The 24490-nt window shown below is 37.7% G+C and carries 22 protein-coding genes and 1 pseudogene; 13 read left to right on the forward strand and 10 right to left on the reverse strand.

Going from position 1 to position 24490, the window contains the following annotated elements:
* The first annotated feature begins 275 nt into the window (after nt 1–275).
* From polA to IPL35_13645, 5 genes are all read left to right on the forward strand, one after another.
* Entirely contained in the window at nt 276–3101 is a 2826-nt protein-coding gene (gene polA, locus IPL35_13625; protein ID MBK8444379.1) for a DNA polymerase I, read from the forward strand.
* A 623-nt stretch (nt 3102–3724) separates the two neighbouring features.
* A complete protein-coding gene (locus IPL35_13630) occupies nt 3725–4135 on the forward strand; it encodes a hypothetical protein (GenBank protein ID MBK8444380.1) in 411 nt (136 codons plus the stop codon).
* Nucleotides 4136–4162: 27 nt separating this feature from the next.
* Nucleotides 4163–4504 (forward strand): hypothetical protein, encoded by a 342-nt coding sequence (locus IPL35_13635; protein ID MBK8444381.1) that lies wholly within the window; start codon nt 4163–4165, stop codon nt 4502–4504.
* Nucleotides 4505–4841: 337 nt separating this feature from the next.
* Entirely contained in the window at nt 4842–5315 is a 474-nt protein-coding gene (locus tag IPL35_13640; protein MBK8444382.1) for a hypothetical protein, read from the forward strand.
* Nucleotides 5288–6109 carry a hypothetical protein gene (locus IPL35_13645; GenBank protein ID MBK8444383.1) on the forward strand — a complete coding sequence of 274 codons (822 nt, stop codon included), beginning with the start codon at nt 5288–5290 and terminating at the stop codon, nt 6107–6109. The genes IPL35_13640 and IPL35_13645 overlap by 28 nt, the downstream gene beginning before the upstream one ends.
* Before the next feature lie 113 nt (nt 6110–6222).
* On the opposite strand, the gene IPL35_13650 is transcribed toward IPL35_13645, so the two are convergent.
* The 5 genes from IPL35_13650 to IPL35_13670 form a co-directional block, all read right to left on the reverse strand.
* On the reverse strand, nt 6223–7389 hold the full coding sequence (locus IPL35_13650) for a glycosyltransferase (protein ID MBK8444384.1): 1167 nt from the start codon (nt 7387–7389) through the stop codon (nt 6223–6225).
* Nucleotides 7313–8422, reverse strand: a complete 1110-nt coding sequence (locus IPL35_13655) for a glycosyltransferase family 2 protein (GenBank protein MBK8444385.1) — start codon at nt 8420–8422, stop codon at nt 7313–7315. Before IPL35_13655 ends, IPL35_13650 begins: the two co-directional genes overlap by 77 nt.
* A 27-nt stretch (nt 8423–8449) precedes the next feature.
* Nucleotides 8450–9637 carry a sugar transferase gene (locus tag IPL35_13660; GenBank protein MBK8444386.1) on the reverse strand — a complete coding sequence of 396 codons (1188 nt, stop codon included), beginning with the start codon at nt 9635–9637 and terminating at the stop codon, nt 8450–8452.
* On the reverse strand, nt 9630–10028 hold the full coding sequence (locus IPL35_13665) for a response regulator (protein ID MBK8444387.1): 399 nt from the start codon (nt 10026–10028) through the stop codon (nt 9630–9632). Before IPL35_13665 ends, IPL35_13660 begins: the two co-directional genes overlap by 8 nt.
* Nucleotides 10029–10343: 315 nt before the next feature.
* A complete protein-coding gene (locus IPL35_13670) occupies nt 10344–10625 on the reverse strand; it encodes a hypothetical protein (GenBank protein MBK8444388.1) in 282 nt (93 codons plus the stop codon).
* A gap of 169 nt (nt 10626–10794) precedes the next feature.
* Here IPL35_13670 and IPL35_13675 point away from each other — a divergent pair, with 169 nt between their 5' ends.
* Entirely contained in the window at nt 10795–11970 is a 1176-nt protein-coding gene (locus tag IPL35_13675) for a glycosyltransferase family 2 protein (protein MBK8444389.1), read from the forward strand.
* A gap of 14 nt (nt 11971–11984) precedes the next feature.
* On the opposite strand, the gene IPL35_13680 is transcribed toward IPL35_13675, so the two are convergent.
* A complete protein-coding gene (locus IPL35_13680; GenBank protein ID MBK8444390.1) occupies nt 11985–12320 on the reverse strand; it encodes a MerR family transcriptional regulator in 336 nt (111 codons plus the stop codon).
* A 120-nt stretch (nt 12321–12440) separates the two neighbouring features.
* On the opposite strand from IPL35_13680, the gene IPL35_13685 reads away from it, so the two are divergent.
* Nucleotides 12441–12944: a DUF1761 domain-containing protein gene (locus IPL35_13685; GenBank protein MBK8444391.1), complete on the forward strand. Its 504-nt coding sequence runs from the start codon at nt 12441–12443 to the stop codon at nt 12942–12944.
* A 127-nt stretch (nt 12945–13071) separates the two neighbouring features.
* Here IPL35_13685 and alaS read toward each other — a convergent pair whose 3' ends face one another.
* Nucleotides 13072–15687, reverse strand: a complete 2616-nt coding sequence (gene alaS / locus IPL35_13690) for an alanine--tRNA ligase (protein MBK8444392.1) — start codon at nt 15685–15687, stop codon at nt 13072–13074.
* Nucleotides 15688–15855: 168 nt separating this feature from the next.
* Between alaS and IPL35_13695 the strand changes: the two genes are divergently transcribed.
* The 3 genes from IPL35_13695 to IPL35_13705 all read left to right on the forward strand — a co-directional run bounded on the left by IPL35_13695 (nt 15856) and on the right by IPL35_13705 (nt 18073).
* Nucleotides 15856–16827, forward strand: coding sequence for a M23 family metallopeptidase (locus tag IPL35_13695; protein MBK8444393.1), 972 nt, complete (start codon nt 15856–15858; stop codon nt 16825–16827).
* Nucleotides 16828–17199: 372 nt separating this feature from the next.
* Nucleotides 17200–17532, forward strand: a complete 333-nt coding sequence (locus IPL35_13700; GenBank protein MBK8444394.1) for a hypothetical protein — start codon at nt 17200–17202, stop codon at nt 17530–17532.
* An 82-nt stretch (nt 17533–17614) separates the two neighbouring features.
* Nucleotides 17615–18073 (forward strand): hypothetical protein, encoded by a 459-nt coding sequence (locus tag IPL35_13705; GenBank protein MBK8444395.1) that lies wholly within the window; start codon nt 17615–17617, stop codon nt 18071–18073.
* A 122-nt stretch (nt 18074–18195) separates the two neighbouring features.
* Here the strand turns inward: IPL35_13705 and IPL35_13710 are convergent.
* Nucleotides 18196–18504, reverse strand: a pseudogene (locus IPL35_13710) (transposase).
* 939 nt (nt 18505–19443) lie between these two features.
* On the opposite strand from IPL35_13710, the gene nusB reads away from it, so the two are divergent.
* The 3 genes from nusB (at nt 19444) to IPL35_13725 (ending at nt 21607) form a co-directional block, all read left to right on the forward strand.
* On the forward strand, nt 19444–20379 hold the full coding sequence (nusB, locus tag IPL35_13715; GenBank protein MBK8444396.1) for a transcription antitermination factor NusB: 936 nt from the start codon (nt 19444–19446) through the stop codon (nt 20377–20379).
* 61 nt (nt 20380–20440) lie between these two features.
* Nucleotides 20441–20773, forward strand: a complete 333-nt coding sequence (gene yajC, locus IPL35_13720) for a preprotein translocase subunit YajC (protein ID MBK8444397.1) — start codon at nt 20441–20443, stop codon at nt 20771–20773.
* A 27-nt stretch (nt 20774–20800) separates the two neighbouring features.
* Complete coding sequence (locus tag IPL35_13725; protein MBK8444398.1) at nt 20801–21607, forward strand: class I SAM-dependent methyltransferase; 807 nt, start codon at nt 20801–20803, stop codon at nt 21605–21607.
* 47 nt (nt 21608–21654) lie between these two features.
* On the opposite strand, the gene IPL35_13730 is transcribed toward IPL35_13725, so the two are convergent.
* The gene (locus IPL35_13730) at nt 21655–22575 is read right to left on the reverse strand and encodes a restriction endonuclease subunit S (GenBank protein ID MBK8444399.1); all 921 of its coding nucleotides are present in this window, start codon (nt 22573–22575) and stop codon (nt 21655–21657) included.
* A 50-nt stretch (nt 22576–22625) separates the two neighbouring features.
* Nucleotides 22626–24320 (reverse strand): N-6 DNA methylase, encoded by a 1695-nt coding sequence (locus IPL35_13735; GenBank protein MBK8444400.1) that lies wholly within the window; start codon nt 24318–24320, stop codon nt 22626–22628.
* Nucleotides 24321–24490: the final 170 nt, after the last annotated feature.

Raw genomic sequence — 24490 nt, forward strand, 5'->3', positions numbered from 1 at the left:
AAAAATAGCTTGCCGCCCCTTGCAGGAATTGAAGGGTATGATATTTTAAATTTTACAAATAAAGCTGCAACCTGTAGAGCGGGTATTTTTTTAATATCTGAAAAAAAATACAGACATAAGATTTTAAAATATCTTATTACCAAATAGTTATTTGTTTTTTTTTCGCTGTACTTGTAATATAAATTTTAAAATCACTTTAAAAAAGTGATATTTGCAAAATGTCTTGGCACGTTATTTTCTTCTATTTTTATCTTTTACGTATCACTGGATAGTCAATGAAAAAAACACTCTACCTTTTAGACGCTTACGCACTTATCTTTCGGGCTTATTTTGCTTTTAGCCGCAATCCTCTTATGAATTCCAAAGGAATGAATGTATCGGCGGTAAGCGGGTTTACGAGTGCTTTGATGGATTTATTGCAAAAAGAAAAACCCACTCACCTTGCTGTTGTAGCCGATGCGCCGGGCGGCAGCTTTCGTTCCGTAGAACACGAATTTTACAAAGCCAATCGCCAAGCCACGCCCGAAGATATTATTGCTTCTTACCCTTATATCCGCCGCATTGTGGCGGGTTTCAATATTCCTTTTATTGAAGTAGCAGGTTACGAGGCAGATGATATTATCGGCACACTCGCCAAAAAAGCAGAGCAAGATGGTTTTGATGTGTATATGGTAACTCCCGACAAAGATTTCGGACAATTAGTGAGTGAACACATTTTTATTTATAAACCCGCCATCGGCGGCAATCCTTCCGAAATTTTGGGCGTGGAGCAAATACTCCAACGCTGGGATATAGAGCGAGTATCGCAGGTGATAGATATGCTGGGTTTAATGGGTGATAGTGCCGACAATATTCCGGGTATTCCGGGTGTGGGCGAAAAAACCGCCGTCAAATTGCTCAAAGAATTTGGAAATATAGAAAATTTACTCGCCAATACGCACCTGCTCAAGGGCAGTGTGAAAGAAAAAGTGGAAAAAAACAAAGAATTGGCACTCATTTCCAAACGTTTGGCGACCATTGTTATTGATGCCCCTGTGGAATATGCCCCCGATTCGTATATTATAGAGCCTGTTAATAAAAGCGAATTGCAAGAGGTATTTGCGGAGTTGGAGTTTCGTACCCTCGCCCGCCGCATTTTGGACGAAAAAGACCTCACGGCTGCAAAATCTAAAAACGGAAAAGGCGGTGAAGTCGCCGCCGCTGATGTGCCGCCGCCCGCCGCCGGACAATTACCGCTATTCGCCGATATAGCTGTCGCCAACAGCAATATAGCAACAAACATTTTGCTAAAAAACATCAACAACACCCCACACGATTATTGCCTCATCGACAGCCCCACACAAATCAGCCGTTTGATAATGCAGTTGGTGGAGCAGCCTTTGGTAAGTATGGATACCGAAACCACCCACACCGATGCTTTGCTCGCCGAATTGGTGGGTTTGTCATTTTCGTGGAAAAACGGCGAAGCCTACTATGTACCCGTACCCATAATGCGCAGCGCAGCTTTGTCGTTGCTGCAACAATTTAAAGGTTTTTTTGAAAACGAAAACATCAAAAAAGTAGGGCAAAATATCAAATACGATATATTGGTGCTGAAAAATTACAATATTGAAGTAAAAGGCGATTTGGAGGATACCATGATTTTGCATTATGTGATAGAACCCGAAATGCGCCATAACCTCAATATTTTATCCGAAAACTATCTGCAATATCAGCCCGTACCGATTGAAAATCTAATAGGAAAAAAAGGTAAAAATCAATTGAGTATGCGCGATGTGCCGCAAGAAGTGATTAAAGAATACGCCGCCGAAGATGCCGATATTACCTTACAACTTTTGCAGCACTTACAAAAGCAAGTTCCGGCAGCCTCTTTGCAGCAATTGTATCAAGAAATAGAGATGCCGATAGTGCGCGTGTTGGCAGATATGGAATATGAAGGAGTAGCTGTTGATGTAGAATTTCTGAAGCGTTATTCTACCGTACTCAATGATGAATTGCAGCAGGTGCGTGAGCAGATATTTGAACAAGCTGGCGTTTCGTTTAATATGGATTCGCCAAAGCAATTGGGCGAAATATTGTTTCAGAAAATGCAAATTCCGAGCGAGGGCAAAAAAACAAAAACCGGACAATATGCTACCGACGAAGAAACCCTACAAGAATTGGCAACTTCTTATCCGGTGGCTGCTGCTGTATTGCGTTATCGCACTTTGCAAAAACTCAAGAGCACCTATGTAGATGCACTGCCCGCCCTCATTCACCCGCGCACCGGCAGAGTACACAGCAGTTTCAATCAGGCTGTTACCTCCACAGGTCGCCTTTCTTCCAGCAATCCCAATTTGCAAAATATACCCATACGCACCGAGGAAGGGCGCGAAGTGCGCAAAGCCTTTGTGCCCCGCAACAGCGATTTTGTGCTGCTCTCTGCCGACTACTCCCAAATAGAATTGCGTCTGATGGCGGCATTGAGCCAAGATGCGGCAATGCTCGAAGCTTTTCATCAACATTTGGATATACACACCGCCACCGCCGCCCGCGTATTTGGTGTAGCCTTAGATGCCGTAAGTTCCGACTTGCGGCGCAAAGCCAAAATGGTCAATTTTGGCATCATCTATGGCATCAGTGCTTTTGGTTTGGCACAGCGTTTGGGTATTCCGCGCGGCGAAGCCAAAACGCTGATAGAAGAATATTTTAAACAATATCCCGGCGTACAGAGCTATATGCAGCACTCCATTGAGCAGGCGCGGCAGCGTGGCTACGCCGAAACCATCTTGGGCAGAAGACGCTACCTGAAAGACCTCCACTCGCGCAATTTTACGGTGCGCGGATTTGCCGAGCGCAACGCTATCAATGCGCCCATACAAGGCAGTGCCGCCGATATGATAAAAATAGCAATGATACGCATACACGAAACCCTGCTCCAAAGTCAATCGCAGGCACGGCTTATTTTGCAGGTACACGATGAGTTGTTGTTAGATGTGCCGCGTCACGAAATAGAAAGTGTGCGCATTTTGGTAAAAGAAGCAATGGAGCAAGCTCTGCCTTTGTCTGTACCTATTGTGGCAGAAACCGGTATCGGTAATAATTGGTTGGAGGCACATTAAAAAAAATAGATACATCACTAAGTACAAATTGCGCTGCCTATCTGCTCTTTAAAGATAGGCAGGTAGCTTTGTTTTATGTGCAAATTCCTCTTTACAGTTTTTTCAATATACCTGAGCCCCTTTTTATTAAAAAATACTCCGTAAAACTTTACAAACGAGTACAAATATTCTAAATTTTATGATTTTTTATATAAAATTTCATTAGGTATAAAATTAATATATCATGAAAATGATATGTTTTTGTAAGTATTTTTTGTACTTTATATCTTGATTTTTAATGCAATATAGATTTATAAAAAAAATAAAATATTTTTTATAAGATATATCTGATTATTAAAATTTAAAAAAGTGTAATTTGTCTAAAGTTGCTGATTATTTAATTTTGTAATATTAAAAAAGGTGGGTAGTTCCTAAAAAGTATTGATAAAAAACTAAGTACCTGATTAAAATGTGTTGTTGTGGTATAAAAATCAAATAATCAAAATGTATCATTGGCTATCATCTATCTATACTTTTTTATAACTCCCATATTTATTACATATCGTTTTTTTGAATGCCGGAACATACATACCGACACAGCGGCTTATCTGAAGGTAGGTAATAACCCTTAATTTGAATATTTTATGGCTTACAAAGCATTTTTTAGTTTAGACTCCGTTAAAGTGATACGCAGCGATGGAGAAGATGGAGAATATAGTTTTCATCTTTACTATAATAACACTCTATACTCAATTGTAAACACCCCAGATGATGCTGAAGATGGGAGTGAGTGGAGACCTCCTGCTGTGGCGTACCAAATTGGACCTTTTAGTGATACAGATAAATTTACACTAAAATTAGAATCTACTGAATACGATGGAAGATTTCGTTTTGGAGATGGCAAAGCTGTTGTAGAAAAAAGTTTTGACATTAATGACAATGGACTTCATAGAGTATATATTAAAGATGACGATGGCAACGAGGTTGAATTCAGAATAACGATATCAATACAATATACACAGGGAGGTCTTGGCGGCATTCAACACCCCCATTAAATACTGAAAGTAATTTTGTTAGGTGTTATGCTTTATGAAGATTGGCACTATAATAAGGAAGCCGTTCAACCAGTTAATATATTTCACCGAGTTCGTTCTCAACGTTTCGATGTGGGAGATTATGATTTGCCATATGAACCGCCATTTAGAACAGGTGGTCGTTGGGGAACTTATGGAAGAGTACTTGGAGTAAGACCTAATACAATAAGTTCTCTAAAAGTCGGTACAGGTTATTACATTAAACTTTATTACGAATTTGGGCAAAAAGGTGATCCAATTACTTTAAATGAAAATACACCCGAGATACAAAGTGATTGGAATGATAGGGTAAAGTCAATCAGAGTCGAAAAACGTCAATCTCCACATTAAATATAAGATAATGGAGGTTTTTAAGATATTATTACTTCTGCCAACAACGGGTATTGCCGCAAGCAGGGTAAATGAGGAACAAAGAGACTGTAAAATAATAAACTATGTAAAAAGGATAAAAACAACCTAAATCACTAAAATTGAATAAATAGATAGTTTATTTTACAGAATTATTCACTCCCCTATTTGTAACACTTTTTTATGATTACTAAAAGGCATTAACGCAATATTAGAATTGCCCTGTTGATTAATTTTTACAATAATTATCCTCTCATAAAATACCTGTATTTATTATGCTTTTTTTATTAATGAACACCCGCTGTTTAAAGCGTTATTAGTGGGGATATTTTTATTTTCATTTGTTGAATGTAAAAATACTCAGGAAGAAGGAGACTCTCCCAAAACGCTAACTACCGAATCTTCGGAAGAACCAATAAAAATGTGTACGCAGCTATTTATTCCTCCGCCCGGAGGAGGAGAGGCTGTTTTGTCGTCTTTGCCCCCTCTAGCGGATACTGTAACTCTGCCTGTTCTTAATAAAAAAATTGATTTGTCGGTAAAAGGAAATAAATTGAAGCAAATTTATCCGGATCTCGCGATTGATGAAAAAAGAAAATATAAAGTTATTCTAAAAGATGTTGATACGCTAGAAATCGCCGCAAAAGACAGTATTATTTTTGCGGTAGCTCTGAAAGGTTATTTTTGGCAAAAAGATACCTTGAAAGTTAAATTTTTAGACGGTTCGGCAAGTCTTCAGGCTAAGGTAATCAGTGCGGCTAATCAATGGTCAAAATACGCCAATATTTTTTAAAATTTGGCAACTTTGCACAATCAGATATTCGCATTTCTTTTAAGGCAGATAGAGGCTCTTGGTCTCATATAGGAAAAAATGCTACATACATCTCTCAAAACAACCCTACTATGAATTTTGGTTGGTTAAAGGATAATACGGATATAGTTGAAATTAATAGGGTGGTATTACATGAGTTTGGGCATGCTTTGGGTCTTGTTCACGAGCATCAAAGCCCTGTCGCTAATATTAATTGGAACAAAGCAGCTGTAAAATCGTATTATCTTAATAATATGGGGTGGTCAGAAAGCCAAGTGGAAAGTAATGTTTTTCAAATGTACTCTGTAGGAGAAACTAATTTTACGGCTTTCGACGCTCAGTCTATTATGCTATATCCTATTGATAAGAGATTAACCACAGATAATTTTTCAACAAATTGGAATACTGATTTATCCGTGACAGATAAAGAATTTATTGGCAGTATTTATCCTTTTCATCCGCACCCCAAAGTGGAAATAGGAAGTGTATTGAATGGAAGTATCAGTAAAAACAAAGAAATAGATATGTTTGAACTGAATATAGCCAATTCGGGTGTTTATGGTCTCGAAACGTTGGGTACTACCGATGTGATTCTATATGTGTATAGCAATGGGCAAAATAATGAAAACCTGATAGGGCAAGATGATGACAGCGGTGTCGGAACAAATGCTAAATTAGAGTTATACCTTGAAAATGGGAAATATTATGTGAAAATTATCCATTATTATCCAGATGGCAGAGGGGATTATCAACTGAAAGTAGTGAAAAATGAATAATAGATAGATACGTATGTCACTTATTCATACAATTATAAGCAAGATTCTGTTTTTTATAAAGTATAATATGTGTAAGGTAGGGTAGATCTTTTTAACCCTACCTTATTTTTTTATCAAAGCGCAGTCGGGTCTTCGTTTTGGTGGCGAGTGGTGAGAAAATCTTTTTTTGCCTTTTTTATTTGGAATAAAGCCAATGCCTGACGACCGATAAATACGGGTAATGCCGTTACCGATGACCAGATTTTGCGGGAGGCATTCCAATACCACAGCGAATAAAAAATATTCAACACAAAAATTACAATCGCTGCTGCCATAGCGAGTGCCCACTGAGGAGCCAACCATATATTTAATACCAACAACAACAAAGCAGCCGACAACAACAGAAATAAAGGCAAAATCAAAGAAAAAGTACCAAATACAAAACGGTTGATATTGAAAGTGAAAAAACCCACTACAAAATGCCGCAAGGCGTAGGGGATATTTTCAAAATAGGCAAAGAGCCAACGGGTGCGTTGTCGTTGCACTTGTTCGGCGCGGCGTATTTTTTCGTCGGCGAGCAGGGCTTCGGGAGCGTATGCGATGATGTGTTGCTGTTGTACCAAAAAATTTTGCAGCATTTTATCCTCCGCCGGAATAATTTTTCCCTCCGAACTCAAATGATGCTCCAAATGTTGCAAAAACGCCGCAAACCACTCTGTGCGTATTGCCATACCCGACCCCGCAATTGTTGCCGACGAGCCTATTTGGAAGGGGATATAGCGTTCAATGTGGTTCTTATAAATTTCGCCGATGGCATCGTTGCCTGCAATATTGCTGTCTAAGTTTTTTGCACAACGCCGTCCTTGCACCGCGCCGTAGCCTGCCGAAATGTAACGGTTGAGCTGGTTTAAAAAGTCGGGTGTAGCTTCGTTGTCGGGGTCAAAAACTACCGTGAAATTGTGCAGACGCACAAAAGACTGCAAGCCATAGCGCAGCGAACGCAATTTTGAAGAGAGTGGGGCAGGAGGGGAGAGGAGCGTAAAAAAATCCGAATACTGTTGCAGAGCTGCTTTGAGTTGCGCGCACTCGGCGGCAGAGCAGGCATCTGCCACTAAATAAATATGAAAATTGCGATATGGTTGTTGTAATAAAGAACGCACCAATGCCTCGCAGCCGTCCAAATGCTGATAGGCTGTAATAATACACGCAAAATCAGCCCTGCTGTTATTTTCTTTGTTTGGCAAGCGGCGTTTGGGCAGCAAGGCGGCTATCATTCCGCATACAAACGGAAATAGCAGCATAGCGATAATTATCACATTGAATACGAGCAAAAAAATACAAAGTAAATTGAACCACATAGCAGCGCGAAACAAAATCAAAAAAAAGCGTACTGAAAAAAATAGAATAACTAAGATACAGGGCGATAATCAAAGGAGTTTTCTTTGGAAAATGCCATTTGATGGCATCTGTAAATGCTTGTAAATGTTGTCTTTTGCCCGCATAGCGCAACAATGATTTAGGGACGGTAAAAAAAGCAAAAAACAAGGCAAATAATACAAAATACCGCAGAGGCGCATTGCGGCGCATAAATAAAATGCGGTTGCGGGTAAGATAATATGTTTTTAAAGGACTTTCTTTTCCCGTACTCGCCGATTCTTTGTGAAAAATAACTGCCTGCGGGTTCACTGCAATCTCATAACCTTTGCGGCGTATTTGCTCGCTCCAATCCAACTCTTCATAATACAAAAAATAATCTTCCGGCATCAACCCTACCTCATCTACAACGTGGCGCGGCAACAACATTGCTGCTCCGTGTGCATACGGCGAAAGGCGCAATTGCTGATATTGCCCTTCATCTTTTTCCATATTTCCCAGTGTTTCGTTGCGAGCCGTAAAGGTATGCACTTTCGTAAATCCCACAAACTGAATGGTATCACGTGGCTCAAAATAGCGGATTAAAGGACAAACCACCCCGATTTTTGGATTTTGCTGTAAGGTTTCCAACAAACGCTCCACCAAATGAGGCGTAAATTCTGTATCATTATTTACCAAAAAAATAAACTCACCTTTTGCTGCTTTGATACCTACATTATTACCGCCTGAAAATCCCTTGTTTTCATCATTCAAAATCAAAGTGGTGTGCGGAAATTGCTCACATTCGCTGGGGATTTCGTGCGGGCGCGAAGCATTGTCCACTACAATTATTTCATAGGGTACTGAACAATAGAGCCGCACTGACTCCAATAGCTGAAGAGTAAGTGCGGCACTGTTATAATTGAGTGTAATAATAGATACAAGCGGTGTATGCTGAGAATTCGAATCTCCGATTTCCATATCAGGGTGGCTAAATATACAATAATACTACACCGAACTTTTTTGTATGGCTGCCAAAGGAGTATGCAACAACACTTTTAAGTCGGTACTGAACGACCAGTTTTCGGCATATTCAATATCCAATTGTACACGCTCTTCAGAACTCATACCTTCGTTGCGCCCTTTTGAAATCTGCCACAAACCTGTAATACCTGCCGGAGCTAAAAAGCGTTTGGCATAATAATCAGTGGTAAGTTGTTCGGCTTCGTACAAGGGCAAAGGTCGGTTGCCCACGATGCTCATATCGCCTTTCAGCACATTAAACAACTGCGGCAACTCATCAATGCTGGTGCGGCGAATAAAGCTGCCCAAGCGAGTAACTCGCGGGTCATTGTTGAATTTATGAAAAGAAATTTTTGAATTGTTTTTTTCCTGATTTTCCTGATAATACACGTTTAAGTGATTGAGTTGATTCAATTCTTTGTCGGCTCCTTGACGCATAGAGCGAAATTTATAAAAATCAAACACTTTATAGTCGCGTCCGGCGCGTTTGGAGCGATAAATGACAGGACCCGGAGAGTCTAATTTTACCAACAATGCTATTGTCAATAAAACGGGCGAAAGCACTAAAATCAATGAACTCGCCACCACTATATCAAACAAACGTTTGCCTATTTGTATGGGAGTGCGCTTGTTTTGCGGTAATATTCCGGTGTTGGTGACGGAAATCGCAGAGGCAACTGTATTTACAGATGATTTTAACGAAACAGCTAGTTGCTTAAAGGTGCTTAAAAATTCAATGCGTTTATTGAAAAATTCCCACTCCAAAGGAAGAATATAGAAATCATCTATTCCTTGTCGTAATAGAAATTTTAAATCCACCTGCTTGCGTTTTTGGGTACTTACCAAAATAAATGGAATGTGGCGACCCAATGGATTTTCTTTTACTTTTTGAAGCAATTTAAAATTATCTTGCTCCAAAAAATCTAAACTGCAAATAATGGCAAAAGGCAGATCTTCTTCTGTATTCAATTTGTTTTCAATCCAAAAATAAACTTTTAAACGGTTGTTTAAAGTATGAAAATCGAAAGGCAACAAACCTTCTACCTCTGAACTGCACAAATCGCTGTTGTTCAAGCCGATGCAAACAATGGTGCGTTGAACCTGCTGGAGTGCGTCATCTTCAATCCTGATAGCACTGGGCTGAGTTGTAGTAATAGTAGTAGAGTTATGCATATATGTATTCGTTTCTAGTTAATAACGCTTCTGTTTTTTGTAGCAACACCATAGGATTAAAGGGTTTTCTGATAAAATCAGTAGTTCTGTCTTTAAAATCCTGTTCCAACGTGATATTCTCCTCCGGACTCATACATACCAATATCGGCACATTGTAATAGATGCCACTGTAACGAACTCCTTTAAAAAAATCAGGCTCATCTTTGAAAGTAACCGGACTATCCATAATGATAAGACGGGGAAAATTTCCTTGATGCAGCCATTGATGCGCCTGATAGCAGACAGTAAATCCTGTTACTCCATAACCCTTAGAGTTTAGTATATATTGTGTTAGCTGAAGCAATCCGGCTTCTTTCATCAGTAATAAAATAGAACTTTTTACTTCACGCATACTTTAAGGGTTTTTGCTAAACCAATGTATATTATACTGTACAGAGCTGTGTTTTTGATGCAAAGTTAGTAGAATTATAATGATTTGGCTATAAAAACAGGCATAAAATGTTTTTTTATAAATAATGTGAATAATAAAATATACACAAGTGTTTATTAAAAAATACACCCCACCTGTTATAAGCAAAATTGTTTATTTCTTTTTTACCGTATATTAAGACATATATGGTCTCAAAAAGTAACAAAAAATTTTGCTTATTTTAAAATATAATGGACACTATATGTCTAATATATTATCCGTAACTCCCTAATTTTTTTAATTGCGCTGCTTTCTTTCTGTGCGTTTTAAAAAATGGCGATTTTTATTGTAAATACGGGCTAATTGGCGTACTGACAGTTCATACTTAGATTCTAACTCAAACAAAATATTGTAGAAGCTGGCATCTCTGCTTTCCAAGCGTTTGAAAATATCATTTACAATCAAAAAATTTCGCATTGTTTCCTCTTTCAATAAATTCATCTCTACTGCTTCTTCAATAGTGATATTGGTCGGCAAAGAGTTTAAAAAAAGAGCTTTTACTTCGTCTAACTGTTTCATATAAAATACGTTTTATTTATAAGATAGATATTGTTTCCGTTTTTTGCAGCAATAAAAATGCCAAACTATACATTGATAAATAATTAAAGATAGAATGCCGAAATAATATAAATAAGTCAATATTGACGATGATTTTTCCTTATTTTTGCCCTCCTTCAAGAATTGTTACATGGTACTGATACTGTTGTTTTTTATTGCATTGGTGGTGTATGTATTTGTTGGTTATGGGGTGGCATTATATATATTAGTAAAACTATTTCCCAAGCAGAGGGGGGCAGTTTTAGGATACAGCGAGCAGCAACTGCCGTCGCTCACACTCATTGTGGCGGCTTATAATGAGGCGGCTTGTATGGAAGAAAAAATCCAAAACTGTTTGGAGTTGGAGTATCCTGCACATTTATTGCATATATTTTTTGTTACAGATGGCTCTACGGACGGCTCCGAACAAATAGTGGCGCGTTATCCGCGTATTCGTTTGTTTCACGAAGCACAGCGCAAAGGGAAAATCGCTGCCGTACACCGAATAATGCAGTATGCAGAAACAGAAATTGTGGTATTTACCGATGCCAATACTTTGCTCAATAAAGAGGCTTTGGTGCTGATGGCTCGCCACTATGCCGATGCCGGTGTGGGGGCGGTGTCGGGCGAAAAACGTATTCGTGAGCGACAAGCAGATGATGCGAGCGGAGCAGGAGAGGGCTTTTACTGGAAATATGAGTCGAAACTCAAACAGTGGGACTCCGACCTCAATACTGTGGTGGGGGCTGCCGGAGAGCTGTTTTCCATTCGCACAAGTTTGTATCAGCCGGTGCCGCCCGATAGTATTATTGAGGATTTTGTGCTTACGATTGGTATTGCGATGCGTGGCTATCGGGTGGTGTATGAGCCGGACGCTTATGCCGTTGAACCGCCTTCGGCATCTTCGGCGGAGGAGTTCAAGCGCAAAGTGCGTATTGCGGCGGGCGGTTGGCAAACGGCTTTGCGCCTCCAATCACTCATCAATCCGTTTCGCTATGGCGTGTTGTCGTTTCAATATATTTCGCACCGGCTGTTTCGTTGGACTTTAGCTCCTTTTTTATTGCCTTTTATCTTTTTTATCAACGCATATATGGTATGGCACGGTGGCTATGCACCATTTTTTACGTTGTTGCTGACAGCACAAGTGGTTTTTTATCTTTTTGCGGCAGCAGGTGCATTTTTAGAACACAGAAAAATAAAATTTAAACTATTTTTTATCCCCTATTATTTTTGCCTGATGAATTATGCCGTGTGGCGCGGCTTTTTTCGTTTTTTAAAAGGAAATCAAAGTGTGTTGTGGGAAAAAGCAAAACGCAGCAACGATTAATGCGGTGTGTTTTTTTATAAAGTGTCGCGGATTTCTTTTAAAAAATTCCGAATCTGCTCTAATTTATCTACGACTTCTACTTTATCCATTAATTTTTGCTTTTTGCTCTTCAATTCACTTTTTGCTCCGTCAATAGTATATCTTTTTTCTTTCAGCAGATGGTAAATGAGTTTTAGATTTTGTAAATCCGCTTCTACAAATAAACGATTGCCTTTGCGGTTTTTTTTGGGTTTTAAAATATCAAATTCACGTTCCCAAAAACGAATTTGGGAAGGTGCTACTCCCATCAATTCGGCAACTTCACCAATTGAATAGTACAACTTCGTTATTTCTTTATCTTTGAGCGGCATAATAGAGTGTTAGCTTTTTAGCAAACAAAAATAGCATGGTTTTATTAAAAATAAAACCTTATTTTTGCTAAGACACTTAATTTCCTTTTTTTCACAATTTCAAAAAAAAATATAAATGTTATGACACCTAATCCTATTGTGTTGTTGCTCGCCGCATTAATACCTACTTTGGTGGGTTTTATATGGTATCATCCCAAAGTAATGGGCGGCATGTGGATGCGTGTTACAGGATTGCGCGAAGAAGATTTGAAACAAGGAAATATGGCAGTAATATTTGGCGTATCTCTTGTATTGAGTGTCTTTCTTTCGTTTGCCCTGCACACTATTGTCATTCATCAGTATGGTTTTTATCAGACTTTGATGAATTACGAGAGCGAAATGAACACTGCTGGTACTGAAATTAACAATTTACGCTTGGCTTTTGAAAAATACGCCAACGAGTTTCGTACTTTTAGACATGGAGCTATACATGGGGCATTGACAGGTATTATTTTAATATTGCCGGTGTTGGGTACTAATGCTTTATTTGAGCGCAAAGGCTGGTCTTATATTTTTGTAAATGTAGCTTATTGGACAATTACTTTGGCTCTGATGGGCGGAGTAATTTGTCAATGGTCAAGATAGAAGCCTGTATATATATAATATGTAGTATGTTTTTTTTAAGCGGATATAATTGCTGAAAAAAAATATCAAAATAAAAAAAGCGGATAAACCCACTGTTTATCCGCTTTTTTGCAATAAGGCAATTTATTTAAAAGGTCACCTGAAATAATTCGTGTGCCGATTCGAGCGCGGCTGCCAATCCTTCGGGATAGCTGCCTCCGGCTGTGGCGTAGAAATTTTGACCGCCGCCGCCGCCTCTGATGTGTTTTGCCAAATTGCGCACAACGGTGGCGGCATTCCATTCGGGATATTGGCTCAATACTGCTTCGTCTACCATCACCGTCAAATGTGCTTTGCCCTCTGTAACAGCACCAAAAATTGCCACCAAATTCGGAACTTCATTTTTGAGTGCGAAAGCAATTTGTTTTACACTGTCGGCATTGGGTACATCAAGCTGCTCTATTAGCAAGTTGTAGCCTGCTTTTTGTTGTATTTTGGCTTTGAGTGTATTTTTTACAGACAGCGTTTTTTCCTGATACAATTTTTCCAATTCTTTTTTCAAAGTATTGTTTTCTTCGCTCAACTGCTGTACAGCTTTGAGGGTGTCTTTCGGGTTTTTCAAAGTTTCTTTTACCGATTGGAGCAGTTCAAACTGCTGATTGACGTACTCCATGGCTGCTGTTCCGCTGACGGCTTCTATGCGGCGCACACCTGCCGCCACAGATGACTCCGATAAAAACTTAAATAAACCGATAGCTCCTGTAGCTCCTACATGCGTACCGCCGCACAACTCGCGCGAAAATTCGGGGTCAATGGTCACTACACGCACCACATCGCCGTATTTTTCGCCAAAAAGTGCCATAGCTCCGCTTTCTATTGCTTCTTTCTGATTTTTATAGTCGGTTTGTACCGGAATATTTTCGCGTATTTTTTCATTGATTTGTTGCTCTATTTCCTGCAATTCGGCATCGCTCACTTTGCTAAAATGCGAAAAATCGAAGCGCAGATAATCGGGAGCTACCAAAGAGCCTTTTTGATGAACGTGTGTGCCCAAAGTATTGCGCAATACAGCGTGTAATAAGTGTGTGGCACTGTGGTTGGAGGCAGTGGCAACACGGCGCGATTGGTCTATAACCGCCAGTACTTCGCCGTTCAAAATTTCGGGCTTTTGTGTGCTGAGATGCAGAATGAGGTTGTTTTCTTTTTGTGTATCTATAATATCCACGCGCTCCCCTTCAAAATACAAATAACCGATATCGCCCACTTGTCCGCCGCTTTCGGCATAAAAAGGTGTTTCGCGCAGCACATATTGGTAATAGTCGGTTTTTTTGAGATTTACTTTGCGGTATTTGAGCAATACGGTTTTACATTCATTTTGTTCGTATCCTACAAAAGTAGTTTCGTTGTCGGCATTAAATACCACCCAATCGCCCGTTTCCAAAGCGGTAGCAGCACGCGAACGTTCTTTTTGTCGGTTCATTTCCTGCTCAAATCCTTTTTCATCTACCAAAATACCACTTTCGCGAGCCATCAGGAGTGTCAAATCCAAAGGAAAACCAAAAGTGTCGTAGAGTTCAAAAGCCTCCGCACCACTGATATGCGGCTGATTTGCCAAGAGTTCGAAGCGTTTCAATCCTGCTTCCAAAGTACGCAGGAAAGCATTTTCTTCTTCTAAAATTACTTTTGCCACAAAATCGCGTTGCTGATAAAGTTCGGGAAATACATCTTTCCACTGCTCTGCCAGCGTAGCTACCATTGCGTGCAGCAACGGTTTTTTGTATTGCAGCGTGCTGTAATAATAGCGCACGGCGCGGCGTAAAATACGGCGTATCACATAGCCTGCTCCTGTGTTGGAGGGCAGTTGCCCATCGGCAATGGTGAGCGAAATGGCGCGAATGTGGTCGCTGAGTACGCGCAGGGCAATATCGGTTTTTTCGTTGATGCCATAGCGCAAAGCCGTCAGTTGCTCTACTTTCTGAATCAAAGGCGTAAATACGTCTGTGTCGTAGTTGGAGCTTTTGCCTTGAATGGCACGCACCAAACGCTCAAAACCCATACCCGTATCTACGTGTTTTTCGGGCAGAGGGCACAAAGAGCCGTCAGTCAGGCGTTCAAATTGTATAAATACATTGTTCCAAATTTCAATGACTTGCGGGTGGTCGTTGTTTACCAAATCTTTGCCGGATATTTCGGCACGTTCGGCATCGGAGCGCAGGTCTATATGAATTTCGGAGCAGGGACCACAAGGACCCGTATCGCCCATTTCCCAAAAATTATCTTTTTTAGAGCCGTATAAAATATGGTCTTCGGCTACCATTGTGCGCCATATATCGCGGGCTTCGTTGTCGGGAGGCAAGCCGTCTTTTTCGTCGCCGCCGAATACTGACACATAGAGTCTGTTTTTGGAAAGCCCGTAAATTTCTGTCAATAATTCCCACGACCACTCCAAAGCCTCCTTTTTAAAATAATCGCCAAAAGACCAATTGCCCAACATTTCAAACATAGTGTGGTGATAAGTATCCACTCCTACTTCTTCTAAGTCGTTGTGTTTGCCCGAAACTCGCAAGCACTTTTGGGTATCGGCGATGCGGCGATGCGTGGGCACCTGATTTCCGAGAAAAAAGTCCTTAAATTGGTTCATTCCGGCGTTGGTGAACATCAAAGTAGGGTCATTTTTGACAACAATAGGGGCGGAGGGTACAATAGCGTGTTGTTTGGAGGCAAAAAATTGTAAAAAAGCACGGCGTACTTCTTGGGCATTCATACAGAATATCAGATATTTTTTTAATAAAATTTTAGATTATTAGAATATTTTCATATTTTTGCGATTGAAGGAAGAAATTTTTGGCAAATTTTATACCAAATTTTATGCTTAAATCGCCGAAAATATCCTTTTTGAGCATGCAAAATTAGCTAAAAAAAATGTTTTGTCATGAGAAAAGAAAAATACTTTTATAATCCCTCCACACTACAATATGAAAAAATACAAACACCCTTATCTGCACGGCTTTGGCAGGCCTTCGGTTTCTTGTGCGCCGTGTTGGTATTTGCCTTCCTGATAGTCGTGCTGGCATTTGAATTTATAGATTCTCCGAAAGAAAAGAAACTCAAACGCGAAATTGTTTTGTTGCAGTCGCAATATGAGTTTATTAATAAAGAAATGAAATTAGCCAATAAAGTATTGGCAGAATTACAAGACCGAGACGATAATTTTTATCGCGTTATTTTTGAAGCAGAACCTATCCCTTCTTCGGTACGCGAAGCCGGTATCGGGGGGTCTAATCCTTACAGCGAACTCGAAGGATTTAGCAACAGCGATTTGTTGCTCTCTACCCGCAAAAATTTAGACAAAATCAAGCGACAAGTGTATGTACAATCTAAGTCGTATGACAAGGTCGCTACCCTCCTGAAAAACCGCGAAGATTTGTATCGCTCTATGCCGGCGGTGCAGCCTATTTCCAATAAAAGTCTCAAACATATTGCTTCGGGTTTTGGAACTCGTATCCACCCCATTTACAAAACACACCGCATGCATAGCGGCTTGGATTTTTCCGCACCTACCGGCACTCCGGTATATGCCACCGGCAAAGGAAAAGTAGTGAGTATCAACGATGTGGGTTCGGGTTATGGTAATCATATTCTGATTGACCACGGTTATAATTTCAAAACTTTGTATGCCCACCTGAGCAGCGTGAACGTAAAAGTAGGGCAAACGATATCGCGCGGAGACTTAATCGGAAAGGTGGGAAATACCGGACTATCCACTGCTCCGCACCTGCACTATGAAGTGTGGAAGGGCGGTAAACCTGTAAATCCGGCAATGTATTTCTACAACGATTTAAGCCCTGCTGAATATCAAACTATGATTAAACTTTCATCTAAGTTCAATCAATCTTTTGACTAAGTAAACGCAATATAAATTTTTTATATATGAAAAAAGCGGCTTTGCATATCAGGTGCAAAGCCGCTTTTTTATTGTTTTTAAATACTGAAAATGAAAAAACAAAAGATACGGATTATATGCTCTAATAAAGCTGTAATATTTGTAGTATATGTTTTATATTACAATTAAATATTTAAACAATTTTTCTGACTCAAAAAACTGATGATATTGAAAAAATATAGAAACATTATTTTTGTTGTAATATTTTTAATGTATTGGCTAATCGCAATTTTTGCTTCTATATTCTCATTTTAGGAGGATTGCAGTAAATATTTTACGGGAGAAGTTTATACAGGGCAATCTTCTGCAAATATAGAATTGCAACCTCTATCTATGATTTATGCTAGGAAAGAACTAAAGATGTATGCAAAAAATGCCAATTTTAATCAAAATAATATTATGACTTGGTTAGAATTTAGTTTGCAACGTTATCTAAAATTAGACCCTGCCCAACAACCACAGGAAGTGCATATCTATAAGAAAATTTTTTCTGACGGAGAAATGAAATATTGTCGCAATGGCGAACGTTTAAAACAAGAGGCACTTTTTGCAGTTTTCACCTTCTGCCCCTACAAGGAATCAGCTGAGGCAAAAGTTAAAGAAATTATTTTTTACAACGGCGGTGCAACAGGATATGTCATTTCCAAAAACTGTGATTGTTTGTAAATTATTTCAAGCAAATAATTTGTTGTTATTGAATATGATTTATATTTTTTCGCTGATATAGAAAATTAATACAAGAAAACATATGTCCAATTATAATCATAATCGGTTTTACGGAATTATACTTGCCATTTTTTTTGTTTTCGCCGGACTGGTTTTAGGAATTTTTGCTTTTTTATCCTTAGAAATTGGTGGCTTTTTTGAAAATTGCTCTTGTAATGCACTGGAATATAAAACAAAACTTAATGATAATATAATTTTGGAGAATATCGTTGAATACCCTTTCCACTATAAGCCAAATTCAAGCGATTCTTGTGTAGAAAGAGAAGTATATGCCCAAAATGTTAATTATAACCTAAATAGCACTATGTCAGATTTAGAAATGCAAACTTTGCTCTATGTAGGTAAACAAAAGGAGTGCATAGACAAAGTGATTGTTTATAAAAAGATGGATTGCGATGTGGTGTACTGTAGTGATGCAGAAAAAATATTGAAAAAACAAAATACTTGTTTTCACTTTCTGCCCCTACAAGGAATCAGCTAAGGCAAAAGTTAAATAAATTATTTTTTACAACGGCGGTGCAACAGGATATGTCATTTCCAAAAACTGTGATTGTTTGTAAATTATTTCAAACAAATAATTTGTTGCTAAGTCCTTGAACATATTTAGTTTGCATTAAACGGATTAAAATTGATATTTAAAACCTTACCAATATTAGCCATACACCTATTGTTGGCATAAAAAAGGGAATCTTTTTCAAGATAATATTCTGGAAGCAGCCACTCAGTTTTTAACTTTTGCCATACTGTTTCAACCATATTTAGATGAGGCGAATAAGTTGGTAAAAAGAATATAAAAAGCCCCCTTTGTTGCCATATAGTCATATTTTTCTGAAATAGTTTAGAGCGATGAGGACTTTCATTATCCAATACTACAAAGGTATTTTTTTTGATTTTGAACGATAAATTATCTAATTGATGAACAATAAAACTACTATCTATATTCTGCTCGGTCATAGCCCAATGACACTCATTAGCTCGGCTGATGAGTGCAAAAATATTAGTTTTATAGCCTTTTTCAACGCAAACAGCTACTGTTTCATCAGGAAATTGCCAGCCATAAGGAACGTAGCCCTCACTATTGACCTGAGACTTTCATCGCCATAGAAAAGTGTTATCAAACCTTGCTCAGACAGCCTTTCCAATTCTTGCAAGTCTGCTACCTTACTCTTATAAATTTACTACTCAGGCTTACTTTTACAACGTTTTCTTATCTGCTTATATCTTGCCCCAAGCTTTTTAAAAAACGCCTAAAAGTAATTCCACTTACCGCTTTTCCGTCGCCGATTGCCATTCCAACTTAGCTGTTGATACTTTTTGGCGGTGCTGTTTTACTAATTCAAGAATAGTTGCTCTATCTTTTATTATATCTATTTTTGGCTTTCGACCACGCCCTTCTTTTATCAAAAGCCCTGATATACCTGCTGTTTTATATCGTTTTAGCCAACTATTGACACTTACTTCACAAAAATTTGAACAACATATCAAGGAACTAATGAAACAAAAATATTTACTAAAACTCAAATTGTCAATATTTTACAATATATTGATGACCTTATAAATATATATTAATATCTATCACCCGAAATGGAATAATTGAGTTCATCTACTTAGCACGGTTTATTTTACACTCCCTGCCGACACCTCACAATTATCGGCAAATTGTTGTTTATGAAACATTATATATGGTAAATATAGGTGCTGCGGCGCGACACAAAAAAACATATATAATTGTATTTAAAAAAATATCATTATTTTTGTTGCACTTTTCAAATCGGGTAATTACTTTTTTTTGGCAAAAGGTGATACATATCGGCTCACCACAAAAATATATTTTCGTTCTTTTCAAAATTTATGTACAGTCGCCGCCTATTGCGCGTAAAAGCTCTCCAAGCTTTATATGCTTACGAAATCAACGCGCTTCCTTTGGGAACTTACGACAATGTTATTAAAAAAAGTGTGGGAGATACTTTTGCACAGTATATATATCTGCTGCATTTGCTCACCGAGATAGCAGGCTACGCCCAGCAGTATCACCACACGCAGGAGTCGCGCAATGTGCAGAGCGAAGCCGATTTGCGTCCGGTGCATTTGCTGGCAGCGAACCCGTATATAGAGGCAATCCTCAAGCACGAAGCCTATCAGAAAGCCCTTAAAACTTATTCGTTCGGCAGCTTGTACGACCGCGATTTTATCAAGCAATTATTTGGTGAAATTTCCGACAAAACGGGTTTTGTGTCTTATATCAACCAAAAAAATCCCAGCATTGAGGAGCATCACAAAGTCGTTAAACTGATTTTGAAGCGGTCTTTTTTGGAAAATGAGACCTTTTGGGAAAATATAAGCGAGCATTTTACCTGTTGGGACGATGACTGCGATGTAGTGGTGAATAAATTTGCTACTTCGCTCAACGAATTTTTTGAAGGGTTTCCGCGTCCTTTGCATATTTTTCCTTTCAATTTCAAAGAAGCGGAAGATTTTACGCTCCATTTATTTCATCAGGTAGCACTCAACGACGAGGCACTTCAGAAAATCATCAGCCCCAAATATAAAAACTGGGAGGAGGAGCGCGTGAATAAAATAGATACGATTTTGCTCAAATTAGCACTCGCCGAATTGTTGTATTTTCCCGAAATTCCCTCCAAAGTATCCATCAACGAATATGTGGAGATTTCAAAAGAATACAGCACTCCGAAAAGTAAAGATTTTTTGAACGGTATTTTGGACGTGCTGATGAAAGAATTGGAGCGCGAAGGAAAAATAAAAAAAGTGGGGCGCGGTTTGCGCTGATGCACAGAGAAGAATAAATGTAACCTTTTTTATTGAAAATTTTATATAAAAAATATTTATGATGTTGTTGTTCTTATTACAAGCCGGAGCGAGCGGTTTAATGATTCAAATACTCCCTTTTTTACTCATATTTGTTGTGTTTTATTTTTTTATTCTGCGCCCTCAAAGCAAGCGTATGCAGGAGCAGCAAGCATTTACGAATAACCTCAAAAAAGGTGATAAAGTGGTGACAACAGGCGGCATACACGGCAGAGTACAGCAAATAGATGAGCAAACCCTCGTGCTGCAAGTAGATGTAAGCACCAAAATACGGGTGGAAAAATCGGCACTTTCGGCAGAACTCAGCAAAGCCGTCGCCGCCAAAGACGACAGCATCACGCCTGCGGCTTCTTAGTTGGTGGGTATTATTGGTCATACAAAAATGAAGCCTCCAAAAGATTATATCGACATCAACCGCCGGTCGTGGAACAAAAAAACCGACATTCATGTAACCTCTGAATTTTACGACCTCCCCGCTTTTTTGCAGGGAAAAAGCTCTTTGAACGACATAGAATTGAACCTGCTCGGCGATATAAAAGGAAAAAGCATCTTGCACCTGCAATGCCATTTCGGGCAGGATACCATTTCGCTGAGTCGGCTCGGTGCAAGGGTGGTCGGGGTGGATTTGTCGGATAAAGCCATCGCTAAAGCCCGCGAAATCGCCCTGCAAACACAGTCCGATGCCGAATTTATTTGCTGCAACCTCTACGATTTGCCGCAGTATGTAACACAACAAAATTTTGATATTGTTTTTACAAGTTATGGAACAATCGGCTGGCTGCCCGATTTGGATAAATGGGCAACTATTATCGCCACTTGTTTAAAACCGGACGGACGCTTTGTATTGGTAGATTTTCATCCGGTAGTGTGGATGTTTGACGATAATTTTGAAAAAATCGCCTACAACTATTTCAACACCGGAGCCATCGTAGAAACCCTGAGCGGAACTTATGCCGACCCCACCGCCAATATCACACAGCAATATGTCATGTGGAATCACAGCTTGTCCGAAATCATCAGCAGCTTAATTCGCAGCCAACTCGAAATTCAGCACTTCGGCGAGTTGGATTATTCGCCCTACAACTGCTTCAGGCATACTATTGAAACAGCACCCAAAAAATACAGAATCCGCCATTTGGATAATAAAATTCCGATGTTGTTTTCCATCGCTGCCGCCAAAAAGTTATAAGTTTTATTATAGTGTTATTGATTGATTTTTTATTCATTATCAATTAGTTATTTTAAAATAGTTTTTGAAAGATTGTTTTTAAAATCAAACATAGTATCTTTTAACTTTCTTTGCTGTTCTTTTAAGTTAATCCATTCATTTACAATCTCTTTTTGCTTATCTAAATCCGGTAATGGAATTTCTAATTCACCAAGCAAGTCAAATGTTAAGTTTTGACGAACTGAACCAGATGTTGCTGCACGTAAAAACGGATTAAACCAATCTGACGAAAGCACCAAATATAAATATTCATTTAATAAACCTTCTTTTACTCCAAAAACTACGTAAGCCGGACTAATATACATATTATCAAACTCTTCATCAACAATTCCAATTGAGCCGACATTAACACGATAAGAGTTATACACCAATTCGCCTGCCCTTACTTTTTTATATGGTTGATTAAATGTTTCTCCTTTTTCTGTTAAATTAAGATAAACTCCTTCACGATTAGTAACTCCAAGAATATCAAAATTTTCATCAGGAAAATCAAATAATTTAACTTTTTCGCTGTGTTCATATATATAATTCTTAAGTTTTTTTAGTTCATATACAGATGTTAATGTGTATAAATAATTTTTTGCGTCCCAACGTGTTAAATCTTTGTATTCTACAATTGCACTTTTTTCAAGTTTTACAGTTTCATTATTTAGAAATTGTTTATAAACTTTTGCTACTTCAATCAATTCGTTTTCACAATCATCGCCTGTTGCTGTAATACCAACCTTTTCGGCTTCATACATAAAAATTTGATAATTGAAATCAGCTTTTGCTAATTTTCTACTTTCTTGCAATACAAGTAAATCTAATTCTTTTATTCGCTTTTCTGCATTTTTCTTTTGAGTTTTTAAATCATCAGATGCTTGTTTAAATTCATCTTTTGAATTATATTCTTTTTGAGTAATTTTGATTTCTATGATGTCTTTCAATTTTTGTCTTTCAGTTTGTTGACTGTTGTAAACAAATTCTTGTTTTATTTTTAAAAGGTTTTGCCAATTTGTTTCTTCTTCTTTTGTGAATTTTTGAAAAACAATAAAGAACAGTTTACATCTGCATCACTTGACAAAAATGTTTCTCTTGGTAATGAAACAGTTGCTAATATATATCCATTATTTTCTGTAAATTCTCTAACAAATTCTTCTTTGGGGTTATTAAAAAGTCCGTTTGGCAAAACTATTGCTAATTTGCCTTTTTCTTTTAATAAATTAATGGAACGTTCTAAAAATAAAACTTGTGTTGTAATACTATTGCTTTTAGGTAATTGAAATAATTTTAAAATATCTTTATCAGTAGTTTTCATTCCAAAAGGTGGATTTGTTAAAACTACATCAAATTTATTATCCGTAATTGCATCATTAATATTTAAAAAGCCATCGCCATGATGTATGCCTCCGTGTCCGTCTCCGTGCATAATCATATTCATTTTTGCGGTTCTTGCCGCACGTTCGTTAGCGTCAATTCCAAAAATACAATTATTTGCTAAATTAAATACTCTTGTATCTTTGTTCGTTATATCACTATTTTTCTCTAATTTCGTAAATAATTCTAATATTTTAACATCTTTTTCTTGTTCCGAAAAACTGTTATTATTTTCAATTTCTGTTTTAATCTTTAAATATTCATCGTTTAACGATTGATATATTTTTTGTTGCACATCTTGAAAAAATTTAATAAGAAAACCGCCACTACCGCAAGCGGGGTCGCAAACTATTTGATTTTCTTGTGGATTAATCATTTCAACCATAAACTCAACAACAGGACGTGGTGTGAAAAATTGACCTAATTTTCCTCTCAAAAAAGTATCACTTAAAAAACTTTCAAAGGCAATTCCTTTTGTATCTACCGATGTTTCGGATAAATTGTATTTTTCTAATTTTTGAATAATTGCTTTTATTGTAGTGTTATTCAAATTAATTTTTTCGTCGGGCTTAAAAATTGCACTTTTTCCAAATTCTGTTTTTGTATCATCAAAAGTTTTTGAAATAAAATTTTTTGTATAAACTTCTGCTTTTTCTACCCAATCTAAACTGAAAATATTTTGACTTTTTTCTGCTTTTAAATTTCTTTCTGCGTAAACTTTCATAAATAAAATTTTCGCAATTTCGTCAAAAGCAATAGTTGGGTCTAACTTTTCATTATTACGAATAATATTATGACAAGATTTCAAAATATCTCTAAACTCTCCCTGTCTAAAAACTTTTAGTTTAGAAAATAACTCTTCAATTTCTTTATCATTTGCTCTTGCGGTTGGAATATTCTCAATTTCTTCTCTATATCCGGGTGATTTATCTTTTTTTACTCGCCAAAATCTCGTTTCTAAATTATTGTGAGTTACAAAAAACGGTGCATTATGGATACGTGCATATAATTCGCCTTGTAAATAATCTTTTTCAAAAATAATAATACTTTCAGCTTTACATTCAACAATAATTAAAGGATTATTATTGAGTTTAATATCATTGAAATGTCTATAAATAACAATATCTGCTCGTGCTTGTGCTGAACCCCGACCTGTCAAATTTTCTTCTTCCAACATTTGTTCAAGTGAATATCCATAATTATTAACAAGTTGTAAAACAAAATTTTGTCTTATAACTTCTTCCGGCTTTTTAACTAACCATTTTTTACGTATATGGCTGTATATTTTATCGTTTTCTTCTAATATTTTTAGCATAATTATTATGTCATTCTTTATTGTGCAAATATAGTAAAATAGAAATTTTTTTATTTCTTTTATATAGACACAAATATTTTTCTTGTTTTTGATTATAAATATTGGTGTGTATCAAAATAAATAGAAGATCTTGGTAATTTTTCTATCTTTATCCTGTTAAAAAAAAATGG

This window comes from Sphingobacteriales bacterium (assembly GCA_016711285.1).
GTDB lineage: Bacteria > Bacteroidota > Bacteroidia > Chitinophagales > UBA2359 > JADJTG01.

Coding starts and splice junctions, on each gene's coding strand:
- yajC (MBK8444397.1), top strand. CDS start 20,441: ATGTTGTTGTTCTTATTACAAGCCGGAGCGAGCGGTTTAATGATTCAA.
- IPL35_13725 (MBK8444398.1), top strand. CDS start 20,801: ATGAAGCCTCCAAAAGATTATATCGACATCAACCGCCGGTCGTGGAAC.
- IPL35_13680 (MBK8444390.1), bottom strand. CDS start 12,320: ATGCCGCTCAAAGATAAAGAAATAACGAAGTTGTACTATTCAATTGGT.
- IPL35_13705 (MBK8444395.1), top strand. CDS start 17,615: ATGTCCAATTATAATCATAATCGGTTTTACGGAATTATACTTGCCATT.
- IPL35_13635 (MBK8444381.1), top strand. CDS start 4,163: ATGCTTTATGAAGATTGGCACTATAATAAGGAAGCCGTTCAACCAGTT.
- IPL35_13645 (MBK8444383.1), top strand. CDS start 5,288: ATGGTCAAAATACGCCAATATTTTTTAAAATTTGGCAACTTTGCACAA.
- nusB (MBK8444396.1), top strand. CDS start 19,444: ATGTACAGTCGCCGCCTATTGCGCGTAAAAGCTCTCCAAGCTTTATAT.
- IPL35_13660 (MBK8444386.1), bottom strand. CDS start 9,637: ATGCATAACTCTACTACTATTACTACAACTCAGCCCAGTGCTATCAGG.
- IPL35_13670 (MBK8444388.1), bottom strand. CDS start 10,625: ATGAAACAGTTAGACGAAGTAAAAGCTCTTTTTTTAAACTCTTTGCCG.
- IPL35_13655 (MBK8444385.1), bottom strand. CDS start 8,422: ATGGAAATCGGAGATTCGAATTCTCAGCATACACCGCTTGTATCTATT.
- alaS (MBK8444392.1), bottom strand. CDS start 15,687: ATGAATGCCCAAGAAGTACGCCGTGCTTTTTTACAATTTTTTGCCTCC.
- IPL35_13695 (MBK8444393.1), top strand. CDS start 15,856: ATGAGAAAAGAAAAATACTTTTATAATCCCTCCACACTACAATATGAA.
- polA (MBK8444379.1), top strand. CDS start 276: ATGAAAAAAACACTCTACCTTTTAGACGCTTACGCACTTATCTTTCGG.
- IPL35_13735 (MBK8444400.1), bottom strand. CDS start 24,320: ATGCTAAAAATATTAGAAGAAAACGATAAAATATACAGCCATATACGT.
- IPL35_13685 (MBK8444391.1), top strand. CDS start 12,441: ATGACACCTAATCCTATTGTGTTGTTGCTCGCCGCATTAATACCTACT.
- IPL35_13700 (MBK8444394.1), top strand. CDS start 17,200: ATGATTTATGCTAGGAAAGAACTAAAGATGTATGCAAAAAATGCCAAT.
- IPL35_13675 (MBK8444389.1), top strand. CDS start 10,795: ATGGTACTGATACTGTTGTTTTTTATTGCATTGGTGGTGTATGTATTT.
- IPL35_13650 (MBK8444384.1), bottom strand. CDS start 7,389: ATGCTGCTATTTCCGTTTGTATGCGGAATGATAGCCGCCTTGCTGCCC.
- IPL35_13630 (MBK8444380.1), top strand. CDS start 3,725: ATGGCTTACAAAGCATTTTTTAGTTTAGACTCCGTTAAAGTGATACGC.
- IPL35_13665 (MBK8444387.1), bottom strand. CDS start 10,028: ATGCGTGAAGTAAAAAGTTCTATTTTATTACTGATGAAAGAAGCCGGA.